The organism is Nocardiopsis sp. SBT366 (genome assembly GCF_001083815.1).
GTDB lineage: Bacteria > Actinomycetota > Actinomycetes > Streptosporangiales > Streptosporangiaceae > Nocardiopsis > Nocardiopsis prasina.
In genome coordinates this window covers 1-11,791 of sequence record NZ_LAVM01000121.1, presented here as the reverse complement: position 1 = coordinate 11,791, position 11,791 = coordinate 1, and the positions used below count along the sequence as shown (strand labels likewise).

Below are 11,791 nucleotides of genomic sequence, written 5' to 3'. Positions count from 1 at the left end.
GCGGGGGTGTTCTGCTGCTGGGCCCACGAGGGGTCGATCCGCATGGTGCTCGGATCGTCGTCGACCGGCGTCGGGGCGCTCGTCCCCAGCCGGACCGTTCCCTCGTCGTCGTCGGACAGGGACGAACCCCCGTCCTGGCCCAGGTTGGTGGTGGCTTCCTCGTCGGAGCCGTCGGCGGCGCCCTGGAGTTCGCTGAGTGAACGGGTATGCCGTGTCCACTCGTCACCGTTCCACCATCTGAGCGTCTGCGCGTCGCCCTGCGGGTCGGCGTACCAACCCGGCTCGATAGATCCACCCATGGGCGACAGACTAAGGGGTTTTGGAGCTGTACTTAACCAGTGGTATCCGATTCTCCGGGGTGGTGGGGTTTTGGTGCTTTTGGGGTTCCGTTTGTGTGCCTATGTGGTCACGGAGGGTTGTGGTTCGAGGGTGGGGTGGGCGCCCGGGGTCAGCACGTGCTCGGGGTTCACCCGGCCCGGCGCGGTCGACAGCGAGCCCGGGACCTGGTCGTGGCCGAAGTGCCCTCCCCTGGACCACACGCGGGTCCGATCCTCGGGGCTGCTCCACAGACCAGGCGGTCCCGCGGGCCAGGTCCTGGGCACACCCCACGACTCCAGCCACTCCAGGATCGGCTCCAGACCGAGCAGCGGTCCGTCGGTGAACGGCTCCCGTTCCAGGGACACCACGGCGACCACTATGCAGACCCGCCCCTCGTCGCCGTGGTCCAGGAACCGGTCGAAGCGCGCGGTCCGGCCCAGGGGGAGCGGGCTTCGCCGGGTGGCGGCCAGGGCCTGGGCCACCCCTCCGTCACGCGGGTTCCACACCAGGTGCACGGCTCTGTCCTCGTGGACCAGTCGGAGCGCCTCCTCGCGCGCCGACCACACGTCGGGGTCCGTTCCGGTCACCGTCCAGACGGCACGGGGAGCACCGACCCCCGCGGCCGTCCGTGCTGTCGCGCCGTCGATCCTCTCGGCACCGGCCATCCACGCCTTCGCCATGGCACTCCCCAATCCGACCGCGGTGGGTCCTCGGCCCGTCGATTCGGGCGCAGGAGGTGACGGGTCCCCGAATCCGGGCCCTTCCTGTGGTACGCCACCGGGGGTGAGAAGTCCATAGCCCGCCGTGGGTGGACAGGTTCATGTCACCTTCCGTTCCGGGCCCCTACTCTTCCTCCTCCTCGGTCACGATGCGCAGGGAGAAGGCCTGGAGGAAGATGTCCCCGATCTCCGTCGGGTCCTCGGTCATGTACGCGGCGCCCCCGGTGGCGGCGGCGATCCGCTGGAGCGGCTCCAGGTTCCGCACGTCCGGGCCGAAGGCGATCGTGATGATCGGGATGGGGCGCGAGGGGCTGGACATGGACTCGAGCTGCGACATCAGCTCGTCGAGCTCCATGCCCCCGGGGTTGTCGTTGTCCCCGTCGGTGAGCATGAGGATCACGTTGGTGCGGTCGGGGCGGTAGGTGCGCGACATCTCCTGGTAGGCGGCCAGGTAGGTCTCGTAAAGCGCGGTGTCGCCCTCGGGGAGCGGCTGCATGGCCTGGAGGGCGGCGCCCAGCACGTCCCGGTGCTCGCTCCCTGAGTCGTCGGTGGCCTGGAGCTCCCGGATCGGGGCGACCTCCTGGTAGTGGAGGTTGTTGTTGACGTTGGTCGAGAACTCCCACAGGCCCAGCTCGGAGCTGTCGGAGAACATCTGGAGGCCCTCGGCGGAGGCGGCCCCGGCCACCTGCATACGGGTCAGTCCGGTGCCGGGCACCTCGGCCAGCATCGATCCGGAGACGTCGACGATGGTCAGCACGCGGGAGTCCATCTTCAGCTGGTTCCAGAAGCGGGTCAGCTCCGTGATGGAGCCCTCCGAGGGCGCGGGCAGCTCGGTGGGCTGCTCGGCGCGGAACCCGGCGTCCTCGGTCAGTACCCCGCCGTCGAGCTCTCCCTCGGGTCCGCGGAACCCCTCGTCGAGGAGACGTTCGGCCGCCGCCTCGGAGCGCACCGAGGCGCGGAACACCTCGGCGGCGCGCGTGATCTCGCTGTCCTCGCTGCGCACGATGTAGGGGTAGTCGAGGAAGTAGGTGCCGTCGTCGAGGTAGCTGGGCTGCGCGGCGGCGTCGGTGTGGGCCGTGTTGTAGCGCCACACGGCCTGTTCGGACATCACCATCACGGGCGGGGCCTCGGCGTTGCCTCCGCTCAGAGCCAGGAAGGCGGAGTCCTCGTCCGCGGAGGTGCCTCGGTGCAGGGCCTGGAGCGCGGCGGTCATCTGCGCGTTGAAGGTGTCCGCGTCGGGGCTCGCCTCCTCCAGGGCGCCGTTCAGAAGGTAGAGGGTCGCCAGTCCGCTGGAACTGCGGGTCGGGTCGACCACGCGGACGACCCGGTCGCTCTCCTCGCCGGGCGCGCCGGTGGGGACCACGTCCGTCCAGGTGGTCTCCTCCTGGTCGTCGGCGTACTCGGCGAGTTCGGCCACGACCAGGGGGCTGCGGGCCACGGAGGTGCCGGTCTCGGTGATGACGGCGTCCCCGGCCTGGCTCTGCACCAGGCGCGGCCACACGGAGGAGTCCGGGATCCACACGTGGGAGTCGGTGTCGCCGGTGGTGGCGCCGGAGCCGGTGATCTGGAAGGCGACGTCGGCCGAGTCGGCCTCGCGCACGCTGGCCCGCACACAGTGGTTGTCGACGGTGTGCTCCTCGTCGTTGAAGTCGCCGGCGAGGTCGGCCAGGGCGGGCGCCAGCTCCGGGCTGACCGCCACGTTCAGTTCGATGTCGGAGCTGCCGCAGCCGTCGCCCTGCCCGAACATGTACACGCCCGCCACGGCGAGACCGACCACGATCACCATCGCGGCGGCGAGGGCGGCGACGGCACTGCCGCGCCCCCGGCGCCGTCTGCTCCGGTCGGAGGGGCCTTCTGCGTACTTTCCGCGGTGACGTCCCACAGCTTTCCTCACGAGGTGGTGTACGGACGAGGTGTTCGTACAGGGGGATGAGTCGTACAGGGGTGTCGGGCGCCCGTCGTTCGCGAAGCGGGCGAATCCTTGTGTACCGGCCGAATTCCTGAGTCGGGCGACCTTCCGTGTGTTACCTGTGGGAACGTTACTCAACGCCCCGAACCACGCAGACGGGACCCGGGGCGGGGCTCAGTTGTCGCAGTTGGGGACGCACAGCCGCCGGGAGATCGAGCTGAGGAAGATGTCGCCGATCTCGTCCGGGTCCTCGGTCACGAAGGACGATCCGCTGGTCGCGCGCGCGATCTGCGTCAGCTCCGGGCCGTCCGCCTGCTCACCGAAGGCGATGACGAACATCGTGACCGGCCGCTGGGGGTCGAACCGGTCCTGGAGGGCGGCGACCAACTCCTGGTGGGAGAGGTCGCTGGACCCCTCGTCCTGACCGGCGGTCAGCAGGATGACGCTGTTGATCCTGTCCTCGTCGTAGTTGTCCTGCACCTCGTCGTAGGCGGCCAGGATGTTGTCGTACAGACGGGATCCGCCGCCCTCCACCTCCAGCTCTTCGGCGACCTTCACCATCTCCTGGCGGCGGGTGACACCGCCGTCGTCGCCAGCGCCCAGCGGGTGCATGTCCGCGGCCCGGTCGCGGCCGTCGTCTCCGAACTCCTCCGACATCAGCCACAGGCCCATGTCCGTCTCGTCGGGGAACAGGCCCAGACCCATCAGCGCCGCCTGCTTGGCCACCTCGATCCGCTGCGGCCCGCCGTTGAGGTCGTCCGCCATGTTCTGGGAGGCGTCGGCCAGAACCAGCGTCCGGGACGGCATGGAGAGCCGGTTCCAGTCGGTGACCGAGGCCAGCAGGGCGTCGCCGGTCAGGTCGTCCCCGGCGGGTGGCTGCTCCGCGATGATCCCGGACCGCTCGGCCAACGCGGGGGCGGCCTCCCCGCTCGGGTCGCGAAAGCCCAGCTCGCGCAGGCGCTCGCGGTACTCGGTGCTCCGGACCACCTCGTACAGGTCCGCGGCGGCCGCCCGGAGCTCCGCGTCCTCGGTGGTGGTGACGTACGGGTAGTCCAGGTTGACCGTGCCGTCGCTGACGTAGTGCGCCTGGAGTGAGGGGGCCGAGTCCGCGCGGCGGTCGTTGTAGGCCACCACTGCCTGCTCGGGAACGGCGATCACCGGGTCGACCCGGTCGTTGGAGGCGGCGGAGCCGGTGAAGACGTTGGTCAGGTCGATCTCGCCGAAGGCGCTGTCCAGCTGGACGTCGCGCACGAAGTCGGTCATGGCGGTGTCGGCGGCGTCCCCGGAGCCCAGGTGCTCGCGGACCGCGCGCATCACCGTCATGCCGTCGGCACCCCGGTTGGGATCGACCATCACCACGGGGCGGTCCGGGTCGCGTTCGTCGGGCAGCAGCATGGTCCAGCTCGCGTCGTCCTGGTCCGGCATGCCCTCGGTGTCCGGGGGAGCGGCGAGCACGACGGGCGAGCTGGCCAGGGAGGGCGGGTCGGTCTCGATGCCGTGGGCGCCGCCGTCGGAGACCCTGGCCAGCTCGACCCAGGCGGAGGACTCGGGCACCCACACGTGCGGGGCGATCGTGGAGTCACCGGGCTGGCCACCGGTCAGCGCCGCCATGATCCGGTGCGGCGCGATCTCGTCGACCTGCGCGAACACGCACTCCCCGCCGTAGCTGGGCCGGTCCGCGTTGAACTCCGTCGCCGCCGCGCGCATCACCGGGGCGACGCTCTGGGTGGTCGAGACGCGCAGGTAGCGCGTCTCGCCGCAGCCCAGGGCGTTCATGGTGACCGGCACGGCGATCGCCGCGAGGGCAATGAGGGCGACGACGATCGCGGTGATCCCCAGCGGCGACCGCACGACCCTGCGGGTGTTGGCGGCGGTCGGGGAGGGGTGACGATGGCGTCCAGTGGACACGGGCACTCCGGGGGTGTGGCTGTCTCCGGTCCCGGGTCTGGAGCCTCCCGGGGCCGGTCTTCAGGGGGTGGTCGCGGGGTCGGCGCCAGCACCCGCGGTGGGATCTGTGAGAACCAACGCGGGGCGGAGGGCGTCACACAGTGTGGATGTGATCGACCGACCGGTGGCACACGAACGATTCCTCCCAGGACCTTACTCGTTGGTAACGCGCGAGTGGAAGGGCAGGGGTGGTCCGGCTCACAGCCGGCCCCGTACGCAGCGCCCCCGTGCGCGCGGTGATCGCTTTGTTACGGCGCCGGTCGGGTACCAGTACGCACTCCCGGCTACCATTGCCCGGTATTCGCTTGACCGATACTTGGCGCCCGTTTGGCCGACGCCCCCGAAACGGGGCTTCGCGCGTGGCGGTCGTCCCCCGTGACCAACCGACCCCCGAGGGTTATGGCATGTCCCATTCGCACAGTGACCGTCGGAACCGAGGCAGCCTCGGCACCGTGCTGCTCGCCGGAGCGTGCTGCACCGGAGCGGTGGCCTACGCAGTGCTGGTCGCCCCCTCGATGCTGCCGCCGCAGGCCGTGGAGACCACGAACGTCACCACCCCGGAGGTGCTCGGGAGCGTCATCGAACCCGAGGAGGAGTCGACCGACCTCGACGGTCCCGTCGGCCACCTGCGTATCAACGTCAGCGACCGGGGCCTGGCCTGGGTGCAGACGCTGAACTGCACCGGCGACCTGGCCGTCGACCCCGAGCCCTGCGCCGTGATGGCCGAGGCCACCGCCGAGTCGGCCGGGGACCCGACCGCCGCCGAGTCCGATTCCGAGTCCGGGACGGACGAGGAGGGGCCCGAGGGGGCCGCCACCGGTGACCAGTTGTTCACCGAGGTCCGCTCGGGCACCGTCTGCACGGACAAGGTGTACGGCCCGCAGGAAGCGGCGATCGAGGGCACCTGGGAGGGCGAGGAGATCGACACCACACTCTCCCGCAAGGGCTCCTGTGAGGAGGCCCGCTGGCAGCGCCTGCGCGCCGTCACCGACCAGATCGGCTGACCCACCCGGAGCCACACGGGATAATCGCTGACCATGGATGTCATCAGGGTCAGTGACCCCGCCGACCCGCGTCTGGCCGACTACACACGGCTGCGCGACGTCAACCTGCGCCGCCACCTGGAGACCGAGCACGGCCTGTTCATGGCCGAGGGCGACAAGGTGATCCGCCGCGCCGCCACCGCCGGGTTCGTCCCCCGCAGCTTCCTGCTCACGGAGCGACGGGCCGCCGCCCTGGACGACCTGGTCTCCGACTCCGGCGCCCCGTTGTACGTGGTGAGTGAGGAGACCGCGGAGCGGCTGGTCGGCTTCGACCTGCACCGGGGCGCCCTGGCCGCCTACCACCGCGCGCCCCTGCCCGCGCTCGACGAGGTCCTGGCCGGTGCCCGCAGCATCGTCGTGCTGGAGGACCTGGTGGACCACACCAACGTCGGCGCGATCTTCCGCAGCGCCGCTGGCCTGGGTGTGGACGCCGTGGTGCTGGCTCCCCGCTGCGCGGACCCGCTCTACCGCAGGTCCGTGAAGGTCTCTATGGGAGCCGTCTTCACCCTGCCCTACACCCGCCTCGACGACTGGTACGGCGGTCTGGACACCCTGCGCGAGGCCGGTTTCGATCTGATGGCCCTCACCCCCGGAGAGGGTTCGCTGCCGCTCCGCGAGGCCATGGACGCCCTGGCACCCGACGCCAGGGTGGGGTTGCTGCTCGGCACCGAGGGCGACGGTCTGTCCGCCCGTTGGCTGGAGCGGGCCACCTCGCGCGTGCACATCCCGATGGCCGACCGCGACGTCGACTCGCTCAACGTCACCGCCGCGGCCGCGGTCGCCTGCTACGAGCTCTCCCGCTTCGGTTCCGTGGCCGTACGGGACCATCGGGCCTGACCGGGGCCGCCGGACCGGGTACCCGCCCTCGGTCCCCCGACGGGGTGAGCCCCTAGGGTGTCGGGTGACACGGACCGAGCAGAAGGAGGGCGCGCGACATGGGCGGCCGAGCACTGGTGCAGTGGGAGCAGAACCGGGACAACGCGCCCCGATCACTCCACGTCGACCTCTACACCGGGGGTCCGGCCCCCGACGAGGGGCTGGAGGACGTCACCTTCTACCAGGTGCCCTACGCGCCCTCCACCCAGGGCGTGGACGAGCGGCTGGACATGATCGCGCGGATGCCCGAACTCAGCGTGGTGCAGCTGGTGTCGGCGGGGTACGAGCAGGTACTCGACCTCCTGCCCGACCACGTCACCCTCTGCAACGGGCGGGGACTGCACGACGCCAGCACGGCCGAGCACACGCTCGCGCTCATCCTCGCCTCACAGCGCGACCTGCCTCGATGGGCGATCGACCAGCGCGAACACCGCTGGGGTTCGGTCCCGCAGCGTTCCCTCGCCGACTCCCGGGTGGTGATCATCGGCTACGGCAGCATCGGCCAGGCGATCGAGCGGCGGCTGCTGCCCTTCGAGACCGAGGTGGTGCGGGTGGCCAGCCGGGCCCGCCCGGACGAGGACGTGCACGGGGTGGACGAGCTGCCCGCCCTGCTGCCGAAGGCGGACGTGGTCGTCATCGTCACCCCGCTCACCGAGCGGACGAGGGGCCTGTTCGGCGCGGACGAGTTCGCCCTGCTGCGTGACGACGCCCTGGTGGTCAACGTCGGTCGGGGCGCCGTGATGGACACCGACGCCCTGCTCGCCCAGAACGGCCGGGTCCGAGCGGCCCTGGACGTCACCGACCCCGAACCGCTCCCGGTCGACCACCCGCTGTGGGACGCCCCCGGCGTGTACCTGACCCCGCACGTGGCCGGTGGTTCCGCCGCCTTCTACCCGCGCGCCCGGGCCTTCATGGACGCGCAGTTGGCCCGTTGGTCCGCCGGGGAACCCCTGGACAACGTGGTGCGCCCCGGAAGCTAGCGGTCGCACCCCCCCCCGGTGGCCCGTGCGGCGGCCCGCCGATTGTCGGTCTCCGGGGGGACACTGGGCACATGCGGATCGCGGTGGTCGCCGACGGCGAGGGCGGTGGGTGGCTGCGGGAGCTCGGGGAGGGCGGCGCGGCCGCTCCGCCGCGCCGCGTGCGGGACCTCGCGGCCGCCGTGCGCTCAGTCGAGGAGTCCCGTTCCGAGCGGGACCGTTCCGAGGAGGACCGCACCGAGCAGGACGGCGCGGGGCGCGAGGGTGCCTCGGAGACCGGTACCGGAGAGGGCGTGGGAGACCGCACCGCGGCCTCGTCCGTCCGGTGGGTCTGGGCGGACACCGGTGACGTCTACCCCGACCTGGTCCGTGCCGGGGTGCGCGTGGCCCGGTGCCACGACGTCGGGCTGACCGAGGCCCTCCTGCTCGGCTACGGGGCCCGCCACTCCGAACCCCACTCCCTGGGCGCCGCCTGGGCCCGCCTGCACGACCTGGCGGTCCCCGACGACCCGGTGCGCCCGCTCGGGGAGGGGACCGCCGCGCAGCCCGCGCTGTTCGAGGCCGACCGCTCCACGCTTCCGCCCGGAACCGACCGGCTCGCCGCCCTGGCGGAGGTCCACGACGACCAGCGGGGACGCGTCGCGGCGCTGCCCGAACCGGGGCGGATGGCCCTGCTGATCGCGGTCGAGTCCGCTGGCGCCCTGGCGGCAGTGGAGATGAGCCACGACGGCCTGCCCTGGCGCCCGGACGTCCACGACCAGGTGCTCACCGAGATCCTCGGCCCGCGTCCGCGCACGGGCGAGCGCCCGGCGGTCCTCGCCGACCTGGTCACGCGGATCGGGGAGGTCGTCGGTCACGAGGTCAACCCGGACTCGCCCGCCCAGGTCCTCAGGGCGATGGCCTGGATCGGACACCCCGTGGAGTCCACCCGCTCCTGGGTCCTGGAGGCGGTGGACCACCCGCTCGTGCCGCCGCTGCTGCGCTACAAGGAGCTCGCCCGCCTGTACTCCGCCAACGGATGGTCGTGGCTGGAGACCTGGGTGCGTGAACTGCCCCGCGAGGGCGGGGACGGCCCACGGCTGGGTCGTTTCCAGCCCGACTACGTGGTGGGTGGCGTGGTCTCCGGGCGCTGGGCCTCCCGGGGCGGCGGCGCCCTCCAGATCCCCAAGTCGGTCCGCCGGGCCGTGCGGGCCGACCCGGGCTGGGTCCTGGTCCGCGCCGACGCCGGACAGCTCGAACCCCGCGTGCTCGCCGCCGTGTCCGGGGACACCGCCCTCGCGGCCGCCGCGGCTGAGGAGGACCTGTACACCCGGCTGGCCGTGCACGTGGGCGACGACCGCGAACGCGCGAAGATCGGCCTGCTCGCCGCCATGTACGGGCAGACGTCCGGCGACGCGGCGCCGCTCCTGGCCACCATGCGCCGCCTCTACCCGCGCGCCCTGGAGTACGTGGACGCCGCGGCCCGCACCGGGGAGGGCGGCGGGATCGTCCGTTCGTGGTTGGGCCGCACCTCGCCCGCCCCGCACGACTGGTCGGCCACAGTAGCCGCGACGGACGGTGACCGAAGACGCCGCGCGCACGGCCGGTTCACCCGCAACTTCGTCGTCCAGGCCACCGCCGCCGAGTGGGCGCTGGTCCTGCTCGCCGCGCTTCGCCAGGAACTCCCCGCGACCCCCGACGGCGGCGGGATCGTCTTCTTCGTCCATGACGAGGTCGTCCTGCACGTCCCCGAGCACCGCGCGGCCCAGACGCTCCGCGCGATCGACCGCGCCCAGGTCCGGACCCGGGAGATCCTCTTCGGAGAGACCCCGGTTCGCTTCCCCCTCACCGTGTCGGTTACGGACTGTTATGCAGACCTGTGACGACCCGCCGTAAGGCGCGATATCCGCAAGGAACGGACAAGCGGCTGATAGGTGGACGTCCGGTATCGGACGGCGTGGGCGTCTTGCAAACGCGACCGGGTACGCCCATTCTTGGACCGGACCATGTCATCTAAGGCCGTGCGCCGCAGCGCTTCCCCCGCCCGCCGCGGTCCCAGAAAGGGTGATCGATCCCCGTGCGGAACCGTCTCAGAACATGTGCGGGTACCACGGCCGCCTTCGCGGTCGCCTTCACGGCCTTCGGGGCCAGCCCCGCGATGGCCGACCCCGTAGTCCAGGACCGGCCTCCCCTCGCCGAGCAGCTCTCCCCCGAGAACGCCGTCCCCAGCGGCTCCGCGCCCCGCGCGGCCGATTCCCAGACCGAAACCCCCCATCCCAGCCCGGACGTCGCCGACGTCGCCGAACTCAGGCGCGACACCTACGTGGCGCCCTTCCGTGAGGCGCGCTCCGTGGAGTACTTCGCGGTCGCCCCCGAGAAGCTCCCCCGTGAGGTCGTCGACGCGGTCCGCGACATCGACGGTGTGAAGAACGTTCTGACCGTCGACGCCGCGCGGGTGGAGGTCGACGGCCAACCCACCTCCCTGCTGGGAGTCAACCCCTCCAGCTTCCGCAACCACGCCCCCCGACCCTCCGCCGAGTCCGACGAGATCTGGCAGGGGGTCGCCGAGGGCCACGTCGCGCTGTCCAAGGACGTGGGCACCGAACGCGAACTCGACGTCGGCGGCCAGATCACCCTCGCGGGCGGCAACGGTGAGGTTCCCCTGGAGGTGTGGACCCACGCCACCTCCGGCATCGCCGGGATCGACGCCCTCGTCTCCCGTGAGCTCGCTCGCGAACTGGGCATGCCCGAGGGCAACGCCCTGGTCGTCTCCGCCCCGGACGCCGACCTGTGGGAGCTTCACGATGAGCTGGAGGAGATCCTCGGTGAGGACGCATCCCTCCAGCTGGTCGCCGACGCCCCCGAACCCCTGGTCGACGGCGACGCCGTCCCCTCCTCGGTGATCGAGCAGGTCATCGCGAACGCCGAGACCCAGCTGGGCGTCCCCTACGTGTGGGGCGGGACCACCCCCGACGTCGGCTTCGACTGCTCCGGTCTGCTCCAGTGGGCGTTCCGGGAGGAGGGCGTGTCCATTCCGCGCGTCACCCACGACCAGTGGAACGCGGGAGAGCGCGTGGAGTGGGACGACCTCGAACGCGGCGACCTGCTGTTCTGGCGTTCGGACCCCACCGCGCCCGACTACATCTCGCACGTGGCGATCTACCTCGGCGACGGCCAGATGCTGGAGGCGCCGCGTACCGGCCTGGACGTGCGCGTCACCCCGGTACGGACCGCCAACTACGCGGGCGCGGTGCGCGTGAGTACCTGACCGCCGGTCCCGGATACGGGAAAGGGCCGTGGCGCCACCGGGGCGGTGGCACCACGGCCCTTCCTTCTCCATGTCCGAAAAACCGCCGGGAGGGGAAGGCAGGCCTCGGTTAGGAGGGGGGACAGGGCCGCCGCTGAGGGAGGGGGAGACAGCGGTGGTCGGCCCTTGGGGTGGTATGGAGTTGTGGCGGAGTCCGCGGCCTCGCAGGCCGGGTGTCCCGCCGCACAGGTCTACATAAGCAGTGACCGACCGATTTGGCAAGAGCCGGTCAAGCCATGCCACTACCCCCAGCCCAAGACAAAGCCCCCTCCCGTCCAGCAGGAGGGGGCTATCCGTGCGCTTTCGTCTGCCCCGGGTCAGCGCCCCGCGGCGTACCCCTGCGCGCCCCGGGGGTCGGCGGCCGCGCGCAGCTCGCCGCTCTCCGGGTCGCGGGCGACCGCCGCCAGACGGCCCAGGGACCACTCCTGGGCCACCTGGACCCGGTGCCCGCGACGCCGCAGCTCGTCGACGACCCCGTCGCCCACCCCCGGCTCCACCACCAGGTCGCCGGGCACGGTCTCACGGGGGTGGAAGGAGCTGGGGAACGCGTTGGTGTGGAACATGGGGGTGTCCAGGGCCTCCTGGAGGTCGTCCACGCCGTTGAGCACCCGCAGCAGCGCGGTGGTCGTCCACTGGTCCTGCTGGTCACCGCCGGGGGTGCCGATGGCCAGCACCGCCTCACCGTCCTCGCGGGTCACCAGGGTGGGGGAGAGGGT

Annotated in this window: 10 protein-coding genes; 5 read left to right on the top strand and 5 right to left on the bottom strand. The window is 71.8% G+C overall.

Translation table 11 applies throughout. The features are described 5' to 3' along the window. The 4 genes from ADX84_RS23945 to ADX84_RS23930 all read right to left on the bottom strand — a co-directional run. On the bottom strand, nt 1-299 hold a 299-nt coding region (locus tag ADX84_RS23945), incomplete at its 3' end, for a DUF2510 domain-containing protein (protein WP_049579475.1). A gap of 99 nt (nt 300-398) precedes the next feature. After that, nucleotides 399-998, bottom strand: a complete 600-nt coding sequence (locus ADX84_RS23940) for a hypothetical protein (RefSeq protein ID WP_049579473.1) — start codon at nt 996-998, stop codon at nt 399-401. A 163-nt stretch (nt 999-1,161) separates the two neighbouring features. Beyond that, nucleotides 1,162-2,919 (bottom strand): substrate-binding and VWA domain-containing protein, encoded by a 1,758-nt coding sequence (locus tag ADX84_RS23935; protein ID WP_049579471.1) that lies wholly within the window; start codon nt 2,917-2,919, stop codon nt 1,162-1,164. Nucleotides 2,920-3,120: 201 nt separating this feature from the next. Next, a complete protein-coding gene (locus tag ADX84_RS23930) occupies nt 3,121-4,854 on the bottom strand; it encodes a substrate-binding domain-containing protein (protein ID WP_049579469.1) in 1,734 nt (577 codons plus the stop codon). Nucleotides 4,855-5,297: 443 nt separating this feature from the next. Here ADX84_RS23930 and ADX84_RS23925 point away from each other — a divergent pair, with 443 nt between their 5' ends. The 5 genes from ADX84_RS23925 (at nt 5,298) to ADX84_RS23905 (ending at nt 11,036) form a co-directional block, all read left to right on the top strand. Continuing rightward, a complete protein-coding gene (locus tag ADX84_RS23925; protein ID WP_049579467.1) occupies nt 5,298-5,897 on the top strand; it encodes a hypothetical protein in 600 nt (199 codons plus the stop codon). Between the two features lie 33 nt (nt 5,898-5,930). Then, nucleotides 5,931-6,773, top strand: a complete 843-nt coding sequence (locus ADX84_RS23920) for an RNA methyltransferase (protein ID WP_049579465.1) — start codon at nt 5,931-5,933, stop codon at nt 6,771-6,773. 98 nt (nt 6,774-6,871) lie between these two features. Continuing rightward, on the top strand, nt 6,872-7,792 hold the full coding sequence (locus ADX84_RS23915) for a 2-hydroxyacid dehydrogenase (protein ID WP_049579463.1): 921 nt from the start codon (nt 6,872-6,874) through the stop codon (nt 7,790-7,792). A 71-nt stretch (nt 7,793-7,863) separates the two neighbouring features. After that, nucleotides 7,864-9,651, top strand: coding sequence for a bifunctional 3'-5' exonuclease/DNA polymerase (locus tag ADX84_RS23910; protein ID WP_049579461.1), 1,788 nt, complete (start codon nt 7,864-7,866; stop codon nt 9,649-9,651). Nucleotides 9,652-9,845: 194 nt separating this feature from the next. After that, the gene (locus ADX84_RS23905) at nt 9,846-11,036 is read left to right on the top strand and encodes a C40 family peptidase (protein WP_049579459.1); all 1,191 of its coding nucleotides are present in this window, start codon (nt 9,846-9,848) and stop codon (nt 11,034-11,036) included. Nucleotides 11,037-11,392: 356 nt separating this feature from the next. Here the strand turns inward: ADX84_RS23905 and ADX84_RS23900 are convergent. Next, nucleotides 11,393-11,791: gamma-glutamyltransferase (locus ADX84_RS23900; protein ID WP_049579457.1), on the bottom strand; the 399-nt coding region annotated here is incomplete at its 5' end.